The organism is Enterobacter sp. N5-15 (genome assembly GCF_057221635.1).
The window spans coordinates 2,407,442-2,427,610 of the sequence record NZ_CM170150.1 but is presented as its reverse complement, the minus strand read 5'-3'; the positions used below and the strand labels follow the sequence as shown (position 1 = coordinate 2,427,610).

The window sequence follows — 20,169 nt, the reverse complement described above, 5'->3', positions numbered from 1 at the left end:
CTTTAGAGTGATGCCGCCGCGCGGGCGGCGGTGTCATACAGGGAGGAGATCGTGCGTAACAGCTGCGCGGTCTCGCCAATCGACTTCCCGGCAATGCCACTCTCCGCGTGGATTGCGATCAGACACGCCTCCCGCACGTCCCGGTACTTCATGCACAACGCTTTCCCTTCTTCGGTGGTGGAGAAAAAGAGCTCTTTGCCCGCTTTCTCGCTCGTCACATAGCCCGCTTTGACCAGCTTTTTCAGGGCGTAGGTCACCACGTGGGTATCTTCCACATTGAGAACGAAACAGATATCGGCCAGCTTTTTCTTGCGGTCGCGGTGGTTCACATGATGCAGCAGCGAGACGTCAAATGCGCCCATATCCGGTTCACCGGCTGCGGCCATGCAGCGCACCATCCATTTATTGAACGCGTTGCTGGTCATGATCAGCGCGTACTCCAGCTCTGACAGTTCCGCACAGCGCTCGGACACCAGATGGCGGGAAGAGACGATCCGGCCATCGTTGATATCGTCGCGATCGGGTGAAGCACTCTTTTTCGAGGTCATAACGTTCCTTAGCCAGAAATGTAAACTCATCGATAAAATAAGAACATTTTATTGATAATTTGTTTACATGTTTTTGAGGTTCAGATATAGCTTTTTAGCGCAGGTTTTCCGAAACCTGACGAAAAACACAACATCGCTCGCCGCAAAATAAAAAAATAGCCGTCGGCGCGCAACGCTCACTTTGGATAGGGTAAACGTTATGGACGGTACTACGCTGTTGCCGCTGATCGGGATACCGATCGTGGTTATTGGTTTTGCACTGCGCTTCAACCCGCTGCTGGTGGTCGTGGTGGCGGGGCTGGCGACGGGTCTGCTGGTCGGGATGGATTTCGGGATGCTGCTGGAGACCTTTGGCGAAAAGTTCGTGAATAGCCGATCGCTGGCGACCTTCATTCTGATCCTGCCCGTGATTGGTCTGCTGGAATATTACGGGCTCAAGGAGCGTGCCCAGGCCTGGGTGGCTAAGATCGCCAGCGCCACCTCGGCGCGCATTCTGATGCTCTATTTTGTCGCCCGTGAAGGCACCGCCGCGCTGGGGCTTATGTCGCTGGGCGGTCATGCCCAGACGGTGCGCCCGCTGCTGGCGCCGATGGCCGAAGGGGCGGCGCTGAACGAATACGGCGAGCTGCCGCAGCACATCCGCGACAAAATCAAAGCCCATGCCGCCGCGTGCGACAACATCGCGGTCTTCTTTGGGGAAGATATCTTTATTGCCTTCGGTGCGGTGCTGCTGATCGACGCGTTCCTGAAGGAGAACGGTATTCCGGGCATTGAACCGCTGCATATCGGCCTGTGGGCTATCCCAACCGCCATTGCGGCATTAGTTATTCATATGACGCGCCTGCTGCGTCTGGATGCCAGCATCCGTCGCGACGTTATGGCCTGGCGTGCAGAGCAGGGTAAACAGGAGGTGGCGCAATGATGACGCTCATCACCATTAACCGCGTGTACTACCTGATCGGCTTCGTCGTGATGCTGCTGGTTGTGATGACCCTGCGCGATCGCGCCAATCCGAAGCGTTTTACCACGGCACTGTTCTGGTTCTTATTCGGTGGGATCTTCCTGTTCGGTGACCTGATGGTGCAGGAGCTGGGGAAATCGCTGGCGTACCGGATAATCGGCGGCGGCGTTATCGCTATCGCGCTGCTGGCGGGCTTTGGTCTTGTCGGGAAAGGACACTATAAAATGTCCACCGAAGACGAACGTCTCGCCTCGTCAAACCGCCTTAAAAACTGGCTGTTCCTGCCCGCGCTGATGATCCCGGTGGTGACGGTTATCGGCACCCTGTTCCTGAAAGGGGTTTCGGTTGGCGGCGTGTTCCTGCTCGATCAGAAACAGCTCACCCTCGCGGCGCTGTGCGTGGCCTGCGTCGCGGCGATCCTCACCGGCTGGTGGCTGACCAAAGGCACGCCGCTGCATGCCATTCGTCAGTCTCGTCGTCTTGTTGATACCATCGGCTGGGCGGTGATCCTGCCGCAGATGCTTGCCATGCTCGGCGGCGTGTTTGTGGCGGCCAATACTGGTGATTCGGTGCAGAAGGTGGTGAGCCTGTTCGTTAACCCGGATAACCGCTTTATGCTGGTGGTGATTTACTGCGTGGGGATGGCGCTGTTTACCATGATCATGGGGAATGCGTTTGCGGCCTTCCCGGTGCTTAGCGCGGGGATCGCCTTGCCGTTTCTGATCAACGTGCATCACGGCAACCCGGCGCCGCTGCTGGCGATTGGCATGTACGCGGGCTACTGCGGCACGCTGATGACGCCGATGGCCGCGAACTTCAATATCGTTCCCGCCGCGCTGCTGGAGCTGAAAGACAAATATCAGGTGATCAAGATCCAGATCCCGACCGCGTTAACCCTGATGGTGGTGAACGTGTTCCTCATGTATTTCCTCGTGTTTCGCTAAGGAGCTGTTATGGAATTAACGCAACATCAGGCTGACGCGTTTGCCCGCATGCCTTTGACCTATTTGCGCCAGGAATACCCGAACCACATCATGCATCTGCTGAATGATGATGGCGACGTGCTGCCGCCTCGCGAACTGCACCCGATTTTCTACGGCTGTTTTGACTGGCATTCGGCGGTGCACGGCTACTGGCTGCTGCTGCGCTGCGTGCGCCTCTTTCCGGAACTGCCGAGCCGGGACGCGATCGTCGCGCTTTTCGACGAGCACCTGACGGAAGAGAACGTGGCGAAGGAGCTGGCCTATTTCACCGCGCCGTTCCGCGCCTCGTTTGAGCGCCCGTATGGCTACGGCTGGCTGCTGGCGCTGGCGCAGGAGCTAAAACAGTCGTCGCTGCCCCAGGCCGCAGGCTGGTACCGGACGCTAGAGCCGCTAACCCAGGATATTCGCAATAGGCTGGTGGATTACCTCAGCAAGCTCACCTATTCGATCCGCGTCGGGACGCACTACAACACGGCGTTTGCCCTCGCGCTGGGGCTGGACTACGCCCGAGCCGTAGAAGATAGCGCGCTTGAGCAGGCGATTGTGAAGGCGGCGGAGCGGTTTTATCTCGGCGACACGCGCTATCCGGCCCACTACGAACCCGGCGGGGATGAGTACATTTCCGGCGCGCTGACGGAAGCGCTGCTGATGAGCAAGGTGTCGGAGGGCTTCCCGGCCTGGTTTGACGCGTTTCTGCCGGATGTCGGCTCCGTTGCGGCGCTGATGAACCCGGCGGAAGTGAGCGACCGTACCGACCCGAAAATCGCCCATCTCGACGGATTAAACCTCAGCCGCGCCTGGTGCATGAAGCATATTGCCAAAGCGCTTCCCGCTAACCATCCGGCGCAGCAGGCGCTGCGCGAGGCGGTGGCGAAACACCTGACGGCAAGCGTCGAGCATGTAGTCGGCAGCCACTATAGCGGTGGGCACTGGCTGGCGAGCTTTGCGCTGCTGGCGCTGGAGTAAACAAACGAGTCGTCTTTTTGCCGGGTGACGCTGCGCTTACCCGGCCTACATTGTGCAAGCGTAGCGCCGCCGAGCGAATCAGGCTGATGCGCGAACCGCAGGGCGAAGCCGACTCACGCTAAACAATACCGACCCCGTCGAGGCGATGACGGCTATCCACAGTGCAACCTTGATGGCATGCTGATGGTCCCATCCCGTCGTCGCGGCCAGCAGCACGCCCACCGCGGCGGCACCGAGACACTGGCCGAATGTCCTGACGATAGACAACACGCCGGAGGCATAGCTGGCATATTCCCGCGCCACGTTAGAGAGCATTTCCCGGTTATTGGGGCTCTGAAAGCAGCCAAACCCAATCCCGCACACCAGACTGCGCAGGCAGATATTCCATGCGGAAGGGCTGTCCGGCAACGTCGCCAGCAGGACCAGTCCACCAACAAAAATCATCAGCCCGAGTGTCGAGATCAGCGGCGCGGAAATCGTATCTGCCCAGCGTCCCGCGTGCGGCGCGATCAGCACGATGCCAATCGGCCATGGGGTGAACAGCAGCGCGGAGACCACCGGGCTGTAGCCATACACGCTCTGAAACAGGAACGGCAGCGCGACAAAGGTGATGCCCTGGCTGACAAACGTGGCCAGCGAAGTCAGGGCTGCGAGGGTGAAGCGTCCGTTTTTAAACATGACGGGCGGCAGGATGGGACTTCGCGCGCGCCGTATCCGCCAGATAAAGGCGAGAGCGCTGACCAGCGTGAGCAGCCCCCAGCCGACGGCCTCCCGGCTAATGTGTTGCGCCACGCGCTGAAGGCTGTCGGCCAGCATAATCGCTGAACCTAACAGCGCGGCGGAGAGCACGGCGCCTGGCGCATCAAAGGATGAGCGGTCAACGGCCGATTCCCGCGGCAAGGCGCGCCACGCCAGCAGCAGGGCAACGCTGCCCGGAATAACGTTAATGGCGAACAGCCACTGCCAGCTCAGCGCGTCCAGTATGGTTCCGCCCAGCACGGGGGCAATCGCCGTGCTGGAGGCGATAAGCAGCGCGTGCAGCCCCAGAATGCGGCCAAGCAGTCGACCCGGAAAAACGGATCGCAGGATCGCCGGGGCGATACTCAGCGTGGCCGCACCGCCGATGCCTTGCAAAATACGCATGCCGATCAGCATTTCTGGCGTGGTCGCCAGCGCGCAGCCGATCGAGGTGAGCGTAAAGGTGGCAAGCCCGGCAAGAAACACCGGGCGATAGCCCACGCGCGCCGCCAGCGCCGCGAAGAGGGCTAACGTCATTGCCGCTGACAGCAGGTAACCGTTGGCGAACCAGACCGCCACGTTCGCGGGGACCTGCATCGCCGTTGCCATGGAGGGCAGCGCGATGTTGATCATGGTGCCGTCAAAGACGCCCATCAGCGTGGTGGTCATGACGGCGGCCATCACCCTGGCGCGTTCGTGCCCGGGCAAACCTTCATCGCCGGGCTGGTTTGAAAATAGCGTCATCGTCGTTACTCCGGATAAGAATAGTAATGACGAAACTATAATCATGCGGTATACAGGGCGGAAGACGCACCATTTGCACTTAATCATTGCATATAACGCCTTATCTGAGGAGCCATCGTGTCCGATCCTGACTTTAACCTTCTGGTTGCACTCGACGTTCTGCTCGCAGAAGCCAGCGTGGCGGGCGCGGCGCGACGTTTGAACCTCAGCACCTCCGCCATGAGCCGCACCCTGAGCAGGTTGCGGGAGGTGACCGGCGATCCTATTCTGGTGCGGGCCGGGCGTCATATGGTGCTGACGCCCTGGGCAGAAGCCACGCGGGACCGCGCCAGAAGCGCCGTGCATGAGGCGAGGGCGGTGCTACAGCCCTCCACCGACGCGCTGAAGGTGGAAAATCTCGAGCGGCTGTTCACCATCAGAGCTAACGACGGTTTTGTGGTGGCGTTTGGGCCGCTGCTTATTGCGGCGGTGGCGAGCGTTGCGCCCGAGGTGTGCATCCGCTTCTCTCCGAAACCTGAAAAAACGTCGCGCTATTTGCGCGAGGGGCTGGTCGACCTGGAGATCGGCGTGCAGAGCAATATGGGGCCTGAAATACGGCTGCAAAGGCTTTTTCAGGATCGGTTTGTTGGCGCGGTGCGCAAGGGGCATCCGCTATCATTACGGCCTGACGTCAGCCTTGCCGATTATGTCGCGTGGGGCCACGTGGTGGCCTCACCGGACGGATCGTTACACGGGTTTGTCGATGACGCGCTGGCGGAACGGGGGATGAAGCGCAAGGTCGCCAGCGTGGTGCCCGGATTTCCGACGGCGCTGTCCGTGGCGCTGGCGTCCGATCTGATAGCCATGGTGCCGGCGCTGTACCTGCTCAATCAGCCGATGAACGAGCGCGTACACGTCTTTGAGCTGCCGTTTAAAACCCGGACCATTACGGTGTCGCAGATGTGGCATCCGCGTATGGAAAGAGATCCGGGGCATCGATGGCTCAGGGAAAAGGTTCTGGAAGTGTGTCGGCCCGTGCGCTGACGCTCAGGCCGCATTTCCCGGCACGGAGAGGATGAAGCGTGTCGACACCTCATCCGATTCCACGCGGACTTTTCCATGGTGCGCGGTGACGATGGACTTCACGATGGCAAGCCCGATCCCGCTGCCTTCGCCTTTGCGCTGTCTGGACGGATCGACGCGATAGAAACGGTCAAACAGCTTTGGCAGATGTTCCTGAGGGATCGGCTTACCGGGGTTTTCTATCATCAGTTCAACGTCGTTATCCTGATGTCTGATGGAAACCGTCACCGCTTTTCCTGGTGGCGTATAGCGCAGGGCATTGGAGAGCAGATTATTCATTGCTCTTCTGAACATCTGAGGATCGCCTTCTATCAGGCAGGGCATCCCGTTAAATTTCAGCGTGATGTTGCGTTCTTCCGCCCAGGCTTCGAAGAATTCGAAGACTTTCATGACCTCGGCACTTAAATCAAACATCACCCGGTCAGGGATCAGCTGGTTATTATCCGCCTGCGCCAGGAAAAGCATGTCGCTAACCATCCGGGTCATCCGGTTGTACTCTTCCAGACTGGAGTACAGAACATCTTCCAGCTCTTTCTGCGAGCGGTTCTGGCTCAGCGCGATTTCCGTTTGCGTCACCAGGTTGGTGATGGGCGTTCTGATTTCATGCGCGATATCGGCGGAAAAATTCGCCTGACGGGTAAAGACATCTTCAATCTTTTCGATCATATGGTTGAAGGAGATGACCAGCTGTTCCAGCTCAACGGGTACGAGAGACGGCTCCAGCCGCGCATCCAGGTTTTCTGAGGTGATATTTTTTATGGCGTTGCTGACGTTACGCAGGGGTAAATGTCCCTGACGAACCGCGATGCGGATGACAAGAATAATCAGCAGGCTGATCGCCGCGGCAATCATCAGGAGATTCTTTTTCAGCGCCTCCAGGTAGTGCAGATGAAAATTAATGGAGAGTCCGATCAGCATGACGTAGCCCTGCGTTTTGCCCTGCAGCGTCGCCGTTCCTGTAGAGGCGATAATCCGGTACGTTTCCATGTTCATGTCGGACCCGTCGTGCACAGGCATGGCATGGCCTTCAACCGTCCAGTGAAACACTTCCTGTGTGCGACAGTGTTCGCTAAAATCCGCCGTGTTCATCGCAGGGCGCAGTGCCGCCCCTTGCGCCGAGCTGAACAGGGTATTTCCCTGCGGATCCAGGAGCAGGACGGCTACGCTGCGGTAGCCGGCGATCGACTCTTTGATCTTGCTGATTTTCTTTTGATCGGGGTCGGTGGGCGATCGCAGTATGCGGTGCATCGTAGTGCTGATTTGCTGCAGATCGTTGATATCCTGCTCGGCGAAATGCTTTTCAACGGAATGGAGCATAAACCAGGTAAAGGCGAAAAAGGCCAGTATCGTGGAGAGACTGATAAAAAAGGTCAGCCGCAGGGCAAGAGAAAAGGGGCGCCTGGGAAGCTTAACGAGCATCCGGTACCTCCAGCATATAGCCCACGCCGCGCACCGTCTGGATCAGCTTCGGTTCATAATCGTTATCGATTTTCGCGCGAAGCCGCTTTACCGCCACATCAATTGCGTTTGTGTCGCTGTCAAAATTCATGTCCCACACCTGGGAGGCAATCAGGGAGCGGGGAAGCACCTCTCCCTGATGACGCATGAAAAACTCCAGCAGGCTAAACTCTTTGCTGGTTAACAGGATGCGACTTCCGGCCCGGCTTACCTTTCTCGACACGAGGTCAACCGTCAGGTCTGCCACCTGAAGCTGGCTTTCCGCGATCACCGTATTTCCGCGTCTTAACAGCGTCCTTACCCGGGCGAGCAGCTCTGCAAAGGCGAAAGGCTTAATCAGATAATCATCCGCGCCAAGCTCAAGCCCTTTAACCCGGTGTTCAATCGTGCCGAGAGCCGTGAGTAACAGGATGGGCATCCCTTTGCCTCCAGAGCGGAGCATGCGGACGATGTCCCAGCCGTTCACATCGGGCAGCATGATATCCAGAATCAGCAGATCGTATTCAGCGGTCATGGCGAGATGGTAGCCGTTCAGGCCGTTATCCGCGTGGTCCACAACAAACCCCGCTTCAGTCAGCCCCTTACTCAGGTACTCACCGGTTTTAATTTCGTCTTCGACGATCAGTATTTTCATCATGCTCCCCTGACTGGCTGCTGATGACATTCTAGTGAGCCTGCGACCGTTAACAATGACTTACGCTAAAAATGACAACATTGTCATTATCCTGTCACCCGTCAAACAGGATGCGTTCCGTAGAGTAGCCCTAAAACTACTCTGGACTTCATTTGAACCGCTATGTTCCTGTTAAAACGACTAAGCATCAGCACGGTATTTATTCTGGCAGGCTGCGTCTCGCTGGCCCCAGAGTACCAGCGACCGGAAGCACCTGTACCCCAGCAGTTTTCGCTCTCCCGGAACGGCCTGACGCCCGCGGCGGCGGGGTATCAGGACACCGGCTGGCGACGCTTTTTTGTAGAACCTCAGGTTGCGGGGCTGATTACGGAAGCCCTGAATAACAATCGCGATATCAAAATGGCCGCCCTGAAGGTCGAGGAAGCCCGGGCGCAGTTTAACGTGACGGATGCGGATCGTTATCCTCAGCTGAATGCCTCCTCGAGTATCACGTACGGCGGTGGGCTGAAAAGTGACAAACCCACCGCGCAGCAGTACGACGCGGGTCTTGCGCTTAGCTATGAACTCGATTTCTTCGGCAAGCTGAGGAACATGAGCGATGCCGACCGACAAAACTTTTTCGCCAGCGAAGAGGCCCGTCGCGCGGTACATATCCTGCTCGTCACTAACGTTTCTCAGAGCTATTTCAACCAGCAGCTGGCGTACAAACAGCTGCGCATTGCGCGGGATACGCTGACAAATTACCAGCAGTCTTATGCGTTCGTTGAGCAGCAGTTGGTGACGGGCAGTACGAACGTCCTGGCGCTGGAACAGGCCCGGGGACAGATCGAAAGCACGCGGGCAGAGATTGCCAAAAGAGAGGGGGAGCTGGCGCAGGCCAATAATGCCCTGCAGCTGGTCCTCGGCACGTATCGCGCGCTGCCGGGCGACGGCGGTATGAACGCCAGCGACGTTGCGCCGGTAAAACTGCCTCCCCATCTTTCCTCAGCGATACTGCTGCAGCGCCCGGATATTATGGAAGCGGAGTATCAGCTTAAGGCGGCCGATGCAAATATCGGCGCGGCGCGAGCGGCCTTTTTCCCGTCCATATCACTCACCAGCGGGCTTTCAACCGGCAGCACGGAGTTGTCCAGCCTGTTCACGTCAGGGAGCGGGATGTGGAATTTTATTCCTAAAATCGACATTCCCATTTTTAATGCGGGCAGAAATAAGGCCAACCTGAAGCTGGCCGAAATTCGCCAGCAGCAGTCGGTTGTGAATTACGAACAAAAAATTCAGTCCGCCTTCAAACAGGTTGCCGACGCGCTCGCGCTGCGTGACAGCATTAACCAGCAGCTTGCTGCGCAGCAGCGGTATCTTGATTCGCTACGCATCACCCTGCAGCGGGCCAGAGGGTTATATTCCAGCGGTGCGGTCAGCTATATCGAAGTGCTTGACGCGGAACGTTCTCTTTTCTCCACGCAGCAAAATATTCTCGACCTTATTTATGCCCGGCAGGTTAATGAAATTAATCTCTTCACCGCGCTCGGCGGCGGTTGGGTCGAATAACGTTATTTAATTAAACAGGAAAATAAACATGCGCAATTCACTTAAGGCTGTTGTATTCGGTGCGATCTCCATTATGTTTTCTGCCGGCCTCCAGGCTGAGGTTCATCAGCACGAGGGGATGAGTGCTGCCAGCGAAGGGACCACAGAGCAGCTCATCACCGGGACCGGTATCGTGAAGGACATTGATCTTACGAATAAAAAAATCACGATTTCTCATGAGGCTATCCCAGCGATTGGCTGGCCCGCGATGACCATGCGTTTCACCTTTATTCAGGCTGACGAGAGTATCAATGCCTTAAAAGTCGGCAGTCACGTTGATTTTTCGTTTGTTCAGCAGGGCAATATCTCTTTACTGAAGAGCATTAAATAGCGAGAAACGGCATGGCCTCATTAAAAATAAAATATGCTGCCATGATTGTCAGCAGCCTAATTGCGGGAGGGCTGATATCGGTGACGGCCTGGCAGGCTCTTCATTCATCTGAAAAAATGGAAAATAGCGCACCAGAAAGAAAGGTGCTTTTCTGGTATGACCCGATGAAGCCAGACGTTAAATTCGATAAGCCCGGCAAATCACCGTTTATGGATATGGATCTGGTACCGAAATATGCGGATGAAAACGACAATAAAAGCAGTGCCGGTATCCGTATTGACCCAACACAGGTTCAGAACCTGGGATTAAAAACGCAAAAGGTGACGCGCGGAACGCTGAATTATGCCCAGACCATCCCAGCCAACGTCAGCTATAACGACTATCAGTTTGTGATTGTGCAGGCGCGTGCGGAAGGCTTCGTGGAGAAAGTGTACCCGCTGACGACGGGCGATAAGGTGAAGAAAGGCACGCCGCTTATTGATATTACCATTCCTGACTGGGTAGAGGCGCAGAGTGAGTTTCTGCTGTTATCCGGCACCGGCGGAACGCCAACGCAAATAAAAGGGGTTCTGGAACGGCTTCGCCTGGCGGGTATGCCGGATGAGGATATTCAGAGGCTGCGTGCGACCCGCACTATCCAGACCCGGTTTACCATCAAGGCGCCGATCGACGGAGCGATCACGGCCTTTGACCTGCGTACCGGCATGAATATTTCCAAAGATAAGGTGGTGGCGCAAATTCAGGGGATGGATCCGGTCTGGATCGGCGCGGCAGTACCTGAATCCATTGCTTATCTGCTGAAAGATACCTCGCAGTTTGCTGTTTCGATACCGGCCTGGCCGGATAAATCCTTCCCGGTTGAAAAATGGAGTCTTCTGCCGAGCGTGGATCAAACCACCCGAACGCTGCAGGTGCGCCTGCAGGTCGCTAACAAGGATGAGCTGCTTAAACCGGGCATGAATGCCTACCTGAAGCTGAATACCCAAAGTCAGGAAATGCTGCTGATCCCCTCCCAGGCCGTTATCGATACCGGCAAAGAACAGCGCGTTATTACGGTTGATGCGGACGGGAATTTTGTCCCGAAAAGGATCCACGTTCTGCATGAATCTCAGCAGCAGTCCGGCATTGGTAGCGGACTGGAAGAGGGGGAGTCGGTGGTGGTCAGCGGTCTGTTCCTGATTGACTCGGAGGCCAATATTACCGGCGCGCTGGAGCGCATGCGTCACGCTGAAGCTGCTGACGGCGCACATTCTGGCCATTAAGGAGACGATGATGATTGAATGGATTATCCGGCGGTCTGTCGCCAACCGTTTCCTGGTCATGATGGGGGCGCTGTTCCTCAGCGTCTGGGGGACATGGACCATTATCAACACCCCGGTCGATGCCTTGCCCGATCTCTCTGACGTTCAGGTGATTATCAAAACCAGCTATCCCGGCCAGGCCCCGCAGATTGTCGAAAACCAGGTGACCTATCCACTGACTACCACCATGCTCTCGGTTCCCGGCGCAAAGACCGTGCGCGGTTTCTCGCAGTTTGGCGATTCGTACGTGTACGTCATTTTTGAAGATGGCACCGATTTGTACTGGGCCCGTTCGCGCGTGCTGGAGTATCTGAACCAGGTTCAGGGCAAACTGCCTGCCGGCGTGAGCTCTGAAATTGGTCCTGATGCCACCGGCGTGGGCTGGATATTCGAGTATGCGCTGGTGGATCGCAGCGGAAAACACGATCTCGCAGAGTTGCGCTCGCTGCAGGACTGGTTCCTGAAATTTGAGCTGAAAACGATCCCGAACGTGGCCGAAGTGGCCTCCGTCGGCGGCGTGGTGAAGCAGTATCAGATCCAGGTCAATCCGTTAAAACTGGCTCAGTACGGCATTAGTCTGCCGGAGGTTAAGCAGGCCCTTGAGTCGTCTAACCAGGAGGCAGGAGGATCGTCAGTTGAAATGGCGGAAGCGGAGTATATGGTCCGGGCCAGCGGCTATCTGCAGACGATGGACGATTTCAATAACATCGTCCTGAAAACCGGAGAGAACGGGGTACCGATTTACCTTCGCGATGTTGCCCGCGTACAAACGGGGCCGGAAATGCGGCGCGGTATTGCCGAGCTGAACGGGCAGGGTGAAGTTGCGGGTGGCGTGGTGATCCTGCGTTCGGGCAAAAATGCGCGTGAAGTCATTACGGCGGTGAAAGATAAGCTGGAGACGCTGAAGGCCAGCCTGCCGGAAGGCGTTGAGATTGTGACGACCTACGATCGCAGCCAGCTCATCGATCGGGCAATCGACAACCTGAGTTCCAAGCTGCTCGAAGAGTTTATCGTGGTGGCCATCGTCTGCGCCCTGTTCCTGTGGCACGTTCGCTCTGCGCTGGTCGCGATTATCTCTCTGCCGCTTGGCCTGTGTATTGCCTTTATCGTCATGCACTTCCAGGGACTGAACGCCAATATTATGTCCCTGGGAGGCATTGCCATTGCGGTCGGTGCGATGGTGGATGCCGCTATCGTCATGATTGAAAACGCGCACAAACGGCTGGAGGAGTGGGATCACCAGCATCCAGGAGAACAGATTGATAACGCCATGCGCTGGAAGGTGATCACCAATGCCTCTGTCGAGGTTGGCCCCGCGCTGTTTATCAGCCTGCTGATCATCACCTTATCCTTCATTCCTGTCTTTACCCTTGAGGGCCAGGAAGGGCGGCTGTTTGGTCCGCTGGCCTTCACCAAAACGTACTCCATGGCGGGTGCGGCCGCGCTGGCCATCATCGTTATCCCCATCCTGATGGGATTCTGGATCCGGGGTAAGATTCCCGCAGAGACCAGTAACCCATTGAACAGGCTGCTGATTAAAGCCTACCATCCGCTACTGATTAAGGTTCTCCACTGGCCAAAAACAACCCTGCTGGTTGCGGCCTTGTCCATCTTCACGGTGATCTGGCCCCTGAGCCAGGTGGGTGGCGAGTTCCTGCCGAAGATCAATGAAGGCGATCTGCTGTATATGCCGTCAACATTGCCGGGCGTTTCTCCGGCAGAAGCGGCGGCGCTGTTACAGACCACGGACAAGTTAATCAAAACCGTGCCTGAGGTGGCCTCTGTTTTCGGCAAGACGGGTAAGGCCGAAACGGCTACGGATTCCGCGCCGCTCGAAATGGTGGAAACCACCATTCAGCTCAAACCTGAGAATGAGTGGCGGCCCGGCATGACGATTGACAAGATTATTGACGAGCTCGACAAGACCGTTCGGTTACCCGGCTTGGCTAACCTGTGGGTTCCGCCGATTCGCAACCGGATAGACATGCTTTCCACCGGGATCAAAAGCCCGATTGGTATCAAGGTGTCGGGTACCGTTCTGTCGGATATTGACGCCACGGCGCAGAGCATCGAGGCGGTAGCCAAAACGGTGCCCGGCGTGGTGTCTGCCCTGGCTGAACGTCTGGAGGGCGGGCGCTACATTGATGTCGATATCAACCGGGAAAAAGCCTCCCGCTACGGGATGACGGTGGGCGATGTGCAGCTCTTTGTCTCCTCGGCCATCGGCGGGGCGACGGTGGGTGAAACGGTGGAAGGCGTCGCCCGGTACCCGATCAATATTCGCTATCCCCAGGACTACCGGAACAGCCCGAGCGCGTTGAAGCAGATGCCTATCCTGACGCCGATGAAACAGCAGATCACGCTGGGGGATGTAGCGGATATCAACGTGGTTTCCGGCCCCACGATGCTGAAAACGGAGAATGCCCGACCTGCGAGCTGGATTTATATCGATGCCCGCGGCAGGGATATGGTGTCGGTGGTCAACGACATTAAGACGGCCATCAGTCAGAGCGTAAAGCTGAGGCCGGGCACCAGCGTCTCATTCTCCGGACAGTTTGAGCTGCTCGAGCATGCCAACAAGAAACTGAAGCTGATGGTGCCGATGACGGTGATGATCATCTTCATTCTGCTGTATCTGGCGTTCCGTCGCGTGGATGAAGCGCTGCTGATCCTGATGAGCCTGCCGTTCGCCCTGGTCGGGGGAATATGGTTCCTCTACTGGCAGGGCTTCCATATGTCTGTCGCAACCGGCACCGGCTTTATCGCCCTGGCCGGGGTGGCGGCAGAATTTGGGGTGGTCATGCTGATGTATTTGCGTCATGCCGTTGAGGCACAGCCGGCGTTATCCCATCGGGAAACGTTCACCGAACAGGGGCTTGATGACGCTCTTTATCATGGCGCCGTGCTGCGCGTGCGGCCAAAGGCAATGACCGTCGCGGTGATTATTGCCGGTCTGCTGCCCATTCTGTGGGGGACCGGTGCCGGGTCAGAGGTCATGAGCCGGATAGCGGCGCCGATGATTGGCGGGATGATCACGGCTCCGCTGCTATCGCTGTTTATTATTCCTGCGGCGTATAAGTTAATTTGGTTGCGCAGGCATAAAAAGCCATAAAAAAACCCGCCAGCGATGGCGGGTTTTTAACGGGACGAACGCTTAGCGCGCTGTTTTAGCACGCGTCTGGTTGAGAAGCTTGCGCCAGGCACGATTATGCAGAGTAAACAGCAGCATCTTATAGAAGGCGGTGGAAAGGATACAGCTGCCGCTAATCAGTAGCATGACGATACTCACTAGCGCCGCGGTCAGACTGACGCCCGGAGCAACGCTACCGCTCAGCGCGACCAGCAGATAGGCTGCCGTTAATACCAGGCTTATCACCGCCAGCGTAAGGTGTAACCGCACGGCGCGCATGCTGCCTTTGCCAATCATAAACATCGTCACGCCGTTAAGGCCAGCGAACAGAAGGGCGATCAGGACAACCCAGACGAATACGTGTCCCGCTGGCTGATCGAGTCCAGCGAGTACGCCATACCCCAGCCACAGCTGCGGAATGGCGAAACTGACAATCACCCCGAGGGTACTGATTGCCGCGGGAATACCCATGGTGTGTAGGCCTACAGGTTTGCCCATTTCTACAGCCAACTGAGTCTTTAGCTGTTGCAGCTGCGTCGGGGAGGCATTGCTTATGCTGGTAGCCACCTCGTTACAGTGTTGCAGGTGACGGGATGCTCTTCTAATAATTTGAATAATCAACGTTTTGTATCTCTCATTCCTTGAGTGCCGGAACAGGGTAGGGAATAAGCCCATAGAGTGACAGAAATGTCACTCGCCAGTCATGCGATAAACAGCGGCCGATTTTTATAATTCATTATAAAGAAGGCCACCAACTATTGGGCACTTTAACTTCGGAGATACCGTTATGAAAAAGATCCTTTTATCTGTTATTGCCATCCTGGCGGTTTCTGCATCCAGCTGGGCGGCAGAGACAAACAACAAACAGGCAGCAATGTCCCATGACATGATGCAAAGCAACACATCAAATTCGAGCCAGAGCATGGCGGGAATGCATAAGGAGATGATTAAAACCCGTCCATGCGGTACTAACGAAAAAGCGACGTCGTTTTCCGCGATGAATGAACACGAGAAAGCGGCGATTGCACACGAGACGGCGAATAACGGCTAGTCTTCGGTCAGCCATCAGCAGCAGGCGCAACAACAACATCGTCGCCAGATGACAGAGAATTAATCGGCGGCGAAGCCTCATTGATTATTGACGTTACTGATACGCTCCTTAAAAAAGGGGCGTTTGTTATAGGTAAGGCCGGGATATCACGTAGAAAATCGAGGACAGGGTTATCGGCATATTGAATTTAACATAATATACATTATGCGCACCAATATGGAATGAGGAGAAATCTGGCGTTTTGTGGACATCCTTGGCCTGGATGATAATGGTCTCTGAGTGTGCCTTCTCAAGTTCTTTTATCGTCACGCTGCTCCTCTCACAGTGCATGGCTCACCGTTTTGCCCTGTTGATATAAGCCTGTAAACCCTCAGCAAGAAAATCAAACACCGTTTTACAGGCCTGGCTGTGGCGTAGATCCTCATGCATCACCAGCCAGGTGTCGAGATGAAATGCAAAGAAATCAGGCATTATCCTCTGTAACGGCGGAGAAAAATCGGCGAGCTGCACCTGACACATACCGATACCTGCCCCGGCGCGTATGAGGTTTAACTGTGCAATATCACTGTCGGTTCGCACGGTAAACAGTTCGCGGTTTAGCTGTGGGTACTGTTTAAGCGCTTGTAAAATAAAAGGCGTCATATTATCGAAACCCACAAGCGTATGGGTGAATAATTCATCAATACTTTCCGGTGCACCATGTCGTGACAGATACGCTGGCGCGGCATGCAGACCTATTTCAATCCTGCCCATCCGACGCGCAATCAGTTGCTCCTGCACCGGTGTGGTCATGCGTACAGCAATGTCCGCTTCCCGGTTCAGTAAATCCTGAACGCGATTAGACAGAACCAGCTCAACGGTTATTTGCGGGTATTCTTCCTTTATGTGTGCAATCACCGGAGGCAGAACCTCGGTGCCGATGATTTCACTGGCGGCAACGCGCACCACGCCTCGTAGTCCGGTTGCGCCGGAACTGAAACTGGCAGCCGACCGCTCAATCATCATGGCCGTATTTTCCATCGCTTGCGCATGGCCCTTCAGCTCGACGGCTGCGTCCGTGGCCTGCAATCCTGTCTGCGAACGGGTAAATAAAACAAGGCCCAGGGCTGATTCCAGCGCCGCAATATGACGCCCGGCAGTTGGCTGGGTAATGGCAAGCCTGCGTGCGGCCCCAGACAAGGACCCTTCTTTCATCACGACCAAAAAGGTGCGATACCATTCCCACGGGATATTGAGCTTCATACAAAAATGCATACCTGCTGGCTTATATTATGCAATTACATTTATCACTTGCGCTCATTAAGATGTCAAGCAGATAACCAACAAGGGTATGACGATGAAAAGCACAGATAAGGTACTGATATTGGGTGCAACGGGCGGGATCGGTGGCGAAATTGCCCGTAAAATGATCCGTGACGAATGGGATGTACGTGCATTACGCCGCAGCGTTCCGGGAAAAGACGCGCACAACAATAGTATTACGTGGATAAGCGGCGATGCGCAGAATGCTGAGCAGGTTGAGGCCGCGGCATCAGATTGCAGCGTGATTGTCCATGCCGTTAACCCGCCGGGTTATCGAAACTGGGAACAGCTGGTTTTGCCCATGTTGCATAACACCATCAGCGCAGCGGAGCGAAACGGTGCATTAATCGTTCTGCCGGGGACGATTTATAACTACGGCCCGGATGCTTTTCCCCTCTTACGCGAGGATTCCCTTCAGAACCCGGTTACCCGAAAAGGAGCCATACGCGTGCAAATGGAGCAAGAGCTCGCAGCCTATGCACAGCGTGGCGGAAAGGTGCTGATTTTGCGGGCTGGCGACTTTTTTGGTCCCCATGCTGGAAACAACTGGTTTTCACAGGGATTAGTCAAACCGGGGCATACGCCGAAGGTAATTAAAAACCCCGGGAAAACCGGCGCTGGCCATCAGTGGGCCTATCTGCCGGATGTCGCCGAAACGCTCGCAGCACTGCTGGCGCGTCGGGATGAGCTCGAGCCGTTTGCCAGTTTCCATATGCGCGGGCATTGGGATCCTGATGGGACAGAGATGACCGCAGCCATAAAGCACGTCGCGATGCGTGCCGGTATTAAGGCGAAGGTGAAGTCATTTCCCTGGTGGCTTATCTCCACGATGAGTCCCTTTAACGCTACGCTGCATGAAATGCGGGAGATGCGCTATCTTTGGGAGCAGACAATAGAGATGGATAATTCAAAACTGATTGCCTTTTTAGGCCATGAACCGCAGACCCCTCTTATTGAGGCCGTGCATGCCACATTAGATGGTCTGGGCTGTATTTAACATAATCCTAACCTGCACGTTTAGAAAGAGTTGAACGATGTCTGATATACTTCAGCTTTTGAAAAACGCAGCCCTAAGCAAATGGAAATTGAATTAAATAAAAGTATTAAAGAGAGAATCTTCCATGCCGTCATTTTTGAAGTGATAGCTAACGTTATCATCGCGCTGTCGCTTGCCTGGCTGATGAACGTGTCGATACTCCAGTCAGGCTCCCTGTCCGTGATATCTGCACTTACCGCAACGGCCTGGAATTTTGTATTTAATAAACTCTTCGACTCCCTGCAAAAAAAACATCAGTTTCAACGAACATTTCTCGTTCGTGCTATTCATGCGGTGGGTTTTGAAACAGGACTGATCGTCACCTTAATCCCCGTCGCGATGATTATGCTGGATTTAACCATGACTGAGGCATTTTTCGTTGAGATTGGTCTGGTACTGTTTTTCCTGCCATACACAATGCTGTTTAACTGGCTATACGACTACCTGCGGTGGATATTCGTTGGACGGAAACGGGTTGCTATGTAGCGGTTGTGCGTTATAGCGCACGGTGGTAAACTGGCCTTCTTGATTGACAATCAGCAGTGAGGCGCCGCTTTATGAATAAACTTCTTATACTCTTCCCCGCTCTGTGTTTAAGCGGTTGCGTGGATCTGGGTAAAGTTGGAACGCATCCGGAAGTGGCATCTTTCTATATCAATCATCCTAAAAGCCAGGTTGCCGATTGCCTTATGTACGCATCATCCAGAGAACATTTATCGCTGGAATTTGATGATACCCTTCCTGATGGTAGCGAAAGATATAATCTCCAGGATAGCGATTATACCGATGTTGCCTGGGTCGAAGTCAGTAAATTCAGCGGAAAACAGACTTCCGTTGAATTTTATTATGCCCCTCACGATCCTGGGTTGCATAACTCAATTCTTTCTATAGTGGATCAGTGTGAAAAATGAAGAGGAAAATAAAATGCAAAGTCTCCTGATTAAAGGAATTTGTCTTGCGTTAGCGTTGTCCGCCGCCGGAACGGCTCAGGCCGTTCAGAAAGAGAGCCATGACGACAATCTCAATGGAATCACCATTTTCGCTCAAAAAGAGTCTCAGGGAAGCCAATGGGACAGTACAACAGGCGAAGCAAAATACATGGTCAGCTATAAGGTGACGCTGGATAATGCATCGGGTAAAAGTATTGAGCCGGGCAAAGATAATAAAATGTGTTTCTTCCTGTTTGATAAAAACGGAAAGACATTTATGAGCACCGGCATTGAGCTGGATATGTTGAAAAAATATGAACCGCGGGACAACAGAACAGGGGTGGTTTATTTTTCCAGTTCAAACCCTGACGTTTTAAATATGCCATTTGTCCGTTTCGGCATCGGAAAAGACTGCATAAATTGATGCCAGTCACATTGACGCCTTCTTTAGCATGTTCGCCCCCACTCTCCTTCTATACTCGTTATTTCTCTATCTCGTAAAGGAAGGAACCATGTTCGATCATGTGAAATTCGGCGTCAGTGATTATGAAAAAAGTAAAACCTTCTTTCTCCATGCGCTTAAGCCGCTTGGTGTAGAACTCATCGATGAAGGCACGCCAGACTACGGTGTCGAAATGAGTTCAGGCGACGTTTCGCTCTGTCTTTTTCAGACAAATGATAAACCTGCTCCTCTGCATCTGGCGTTTGTGGCCGACACGCGCCAGCAGGTCGATGCGTTTTACCATGCCGCCCTGCGCGCCGGCGGACGTGATAACGGCGGGCCGGGGTTGAGGTCATACGGTGAAAATTACTACGCCGCGTTTGTCATCTCGCCTGATGGCCATAATATCGAGGCGGTGTGCCATGCACCGGAAAGTCAGTAGCTCAGCCCTTCTGTCAGAAGCGATTAAACGATCTGTCATGCATCTTTTTGCACGATAATGCACGAAAGTGTTTCATAACGCGCTCACAATCCCGTATGGTATCGGCAGTAAACGTGCAATTTCATGCAACAACACTGACAGAGGTACCTATGACACAACAGCTGATTTTAATTGCCGGCCCCTATCGCAGCGGAACCGAAGGCGTTCAGGCACGCATTGATGAGAATCTGGCGCGACTCGAAAGCGCAGCATTAGCCGTTTACCAGCGGGGTCACGTCCCGGTCATTGGCGAATGGCTGGCTTTGCCGTTGGCAAAAGCCGCTGGATCGAAAGCGGTTGGTGATGAAATCAGTGAAGCGATGCTGTACCCCGTTGCTCACCGGCTCATAGCTAAATGTGATGCGATTTATCGTATTGCCGGTGCGTCTAAAGGTGCCGATATGGACATTGAGGTCGCCCGCAAATATGGCCTGAAGGTTTATACCGCCCTTGAGAGCATTCCTGAGGCTTAAGGCAGGCCGCCA

The 20,169-nt window shown here is 54.9% G+C and carries 20 protein-coding genes and 1 pseudogene; 15 read left to right on the top strand and 6 right to left on the bottom strand.

The window, feature by feature from the left end:
* Positions 1–2: 2 nt before the first annotated feature.
* Complete coding sequence (locus AC2TE5_RS11585; protein ID WP_023335754.1) at positions 3–548, bottom strand: winged helix DNA-binding protein; 546 nt, start codon at positions 546–548, stop codon at positions 3–5.
* Between the two features lie 199 nt (positions 549–747).
* Here AC2TE5_RS11585 and AC2TE5_RS11580 point away from each other — a divergent pair, with 199 nt between their 5' ends.
* From AC2TE5_RS11580 to AC2TE5_RS11570, 3 genes are read left to right on the top strand one after another with little or no spacing between them, the layout of a single operon-like run.
* Positions 748–1,470: a DUF969 domain-containing protein gene (locus AC2TE5_RS11580; RefSeq protein ID WP_032657020.1), complete on the top strand. Its 723-nt coding sequence runs from the start codon at positions 748–750 to the stop codon at positions 1,468–1,470.
* Entirely contained in the window at positions 1,467–2,453 is a 987-nt protein-coding gene (locus AC2TE5_RS11575) for a DUF979 domain-containing protein (RefSeq protein ID WP_484613300.1), read from the top strand. Before AC2TE5_RS11580 ends, AC2TE5_RS11575 begins: the two co-directional genes overlap by 4 nt.
* 9 nt (positions 2,454–2,462) lie before the next feature.
* Positions 2,463–3,458 (top strand): DUF2891 domain-containing protein, encoded by a 996-nt coding sequence (locus tag AC2TE5_RS11570; RefSeq protein ID WP_484613299.1) that lies wholly within the window; start codon positions 2,463–2,465, stop codon positions 3,456–3,458.
* Positions 3,459–3,536: 78 nt separating this feature from the next.
* Here the strand turns inward: AC2TE5_RS11570 and AC2TE5_RS11565 are convergent, their stop codons facing one another.
* Complete coding sequence (locus AC2TE5_RS11565; protein WP_484613298.1) at positions 3,537–4,940, bottom strand: MFS transporter; 1,404 nt, start codon at positions 4,938–4,940, stop codon at positions 3,537–3,539.
* Between the two features lie 117 nt (positions 4,941–5,057).
* Here AC2TE5_RS11565 and AC2TE5_RS11560 point away from each other — a divergent pair, with 117 nt between their 5' ends.
* Positions 5,058–5,963 (top strand): LysR family transcriptional regulator, encoded by a 906-nt coding sequence (locus AC2TE5_RS11560; protein ID WP_368740995.1) that lies wholly within the window; start codon positions 5,058–5,060, stop codon positions 5,961–5,963.
* 3 nt (positions 5,964–5,966) lie between these two features.
* On the opposite strand, the gene AC2TE5_RS11555 is transcribed toward AC2TE5_RS11560, so the two are convergent.
* Both AC2TE5_RS11555 and AC2TE5_RS11550 read right to left on the bottom strand, forming a co-directional pair.
* On the bottom strand, positions 5,967–7,421 hold the full coding sequence (locus tag AC2TE5_RS11555; RefSeq protein ID WP_484613297.1) for a Cu(+)/Ag(+) sensor histidine kinase: 1,455 nt from the start codon (positions 7,419–7,421) through the stop codon (positions 5,967–5,969).
* Positions 7,411–8,094, bottom strand: a complete 684-nt coding sequence (locus AC2TE5_RS11550) for a copper/silver response regulator transcription factor (protein WP_121423768.1) — start codon at positions 8,092–8,094, stop codon at positions 7,411–7,413. Before AC2TE5_RS11550 ends, AC2TE5_RS11555 begins: the two co-directional genes overlap by 11 nt.
* Before the next feature lie 162 nt (positions 8,095–8,256).
* Here AC2TE5_RS11550 and AC2TE5_RS11545 point away from each other — a divergent pair, with 162 nt between their 5' ends.
* Genes AC2TE5_RS11545 through silA form a run of 4 tightly spaced genes read left to right on the top strand, consistent with a single transcriptional unit; the run spans position 8,257 to position 14,425 of the window.
* Positions 8,257–9,642, top strand: a complete 1,386-nt coding sequence (locus AC2TE5_RS11545) for an efflux transporter outer membrane subunit (protein ID WP_484613296.1) — start codon at positions 8,257–8,259, stop codon at positions 9,640–9,642.
* Positions 9,643–9,670: 28 nt separating this feature from the next.
* Positions 9,671–10,012 carry a cation efflux system protein CusF gene (gene cusF, locus AC2TE5_RS11540; protein ID WP_213327547.1) on the top strand — a complete coding sequence of 114 codons (342 nt, stop codon included), beginning with the start codon at positions 9,671–9,673 and terminating at the stop codon, positions 10,010–10,012.
* Positions 10,013–10,023: 11 nt separating this feature from the next.
* Complete coding sequence (locus tag AC2TE5_RS11535; RefSeq protein WP_484613295.1) at positions 10,024–11,274, top strand: efflux RND transporter periplasmic adaptor subunit; 1,251 nt, start codon at positions 10,024–10,026, stop codon at positions 11,272–11,274.
* A gap of 10 nt (positions 11,275–11,284) precedes the next feature.
* A complete protein-coding gene (gene silA / locus AC2TE5_RS11530; protein WP_484613336.1) occupies positions 11,285–14,425 on the top strand; it encodes a Cu(+)/Ag(+) efflux RND transporter permease subunit SilA in 3,141 nt (1,046 codons plus the stop codon).
* Positions 14,426–14,467: 42 nt separating this feature from the next.
* Here the strand turns inward: silA and AC2TE5_RS11525 are convergent, their stop codons facing one another.
* A complete protein-coding gene (locus tag AC2TE5_RS11525) occupies positions 14,468–15,010 on the bottom strand; it encodes a hypothetical protein (RefSeq protein ID WP_484613294.1) in 543 nt (180 codons plus the stop codon).
* 220 nt (positions 15,011–15,230) lie between these two features.
* Between AC2TE5_RS11525 and AC2TE5_RS11520 the strand changes: the two are divergent.
* Positions 15,231–15,557 (top strand): annotated as a pseudogene (locus AC2TE5_RS11520) (Silver-binding protein).
* Positions 15,558–15,827: 270 nt separating this feature from the next.
* Here the strand turns inward: AC2TE5_RS11520 and AC2TE5_RS11515 are convergent.
* Complete coding sequence (locus AC2TE5_RS11515; RefSeq protein WP_213327541.1) at positions 15,828–16,736, bottom strand: LysR family transcriptional regulator; 909 nt, start codon at positions 16,734–16,736, stop codon at positions 15,828–15,830.
* A 94-nt stretch (positions 16,737–16,830) separates the two neighbouring features.
* On the opposite strand from AC2TE5_RS11515, the gene AC2TE5_RS11510 reads away from it, so the two are divergent.
* The 6 genes from AC2TE5_RS11510 (at position 16,831) to AC2TE5_RS11485 (ending at position 20,157) form a co-directional block, all read left to right on the top strand.
* The gene (locus AC2TE5_RS11510; RefSeq protein ID WP_213327540.1) at positions 16,831–17,793 is read left to right on the top strand and encodes an NAD-dependent epimerase/dehydratase family protein; all 963 of its coding nucleotides are present in this window, start codon (positions 16,831–16,833) and stop codon (positions 17,791–17,793) included.
* Between the two features lie 81 nt (positions 17,794–17,874).
* Positions 17,875–18,318, top strand: a complete 444-nt coding sequence (locus tag AC2TE5_RS11505) for a PACE efflux transporter (protein ID WP_213327539.1) — start codon at positions 17,875–17,877, stop codon at positions 18,316–18,318.
* A 71-nt stretch (positions 18,319–18,389) separates the two neighbouring features.
* Complete coding sequence (locus AC2TE5_RS11500; RefSeq protein ID WP_484613293.1) at positions 18,390–18,743, top strand: hypothetical protein; 354 nt, start codon at positions 18,390–18,392, stop codon at positions 18,741–18,743.
* Positions 18,733–19,185, top strand: coding sequence for a DUF4354 family protein (locus AC2TE5_RS11495; protein ID WP_484613292.1), 453 nt, complete (start codon positions 18,733–18,735; stop codon positions 19,183–19,185). The genes AC2TE5_RS11500 and AC2TE5_RS11495 overlap by 11 nt, the downstream gene beginning before the upstream one ends.
* A gap of 88 nt (positions 19,186–19,273) precedes the next feature.
* A complete protein-coding gene (locus tag AC2TE5_RS11490) occupies positions 19,274–19,645 on the top strand; it encodes a VOC family protein (RefSeq protein WP_311392456.1) in 372 nt (123 codons plus the stop codon).
* 149 nt (positions 19,646–19,794) lie between these two features.
* Complete coding sequence (locus AC2TE5_RS11485) at positions 19,795–20,157, top strand: TIR domain-containing protein (protein WP_213327535.1); 363 nt, start codon at positions 19,795–19,797, stop codon at positions 20,155–20,157.
* The last annotated feature ends 12 nt before the right edge of the window (positions 20,158–20,169 follow it).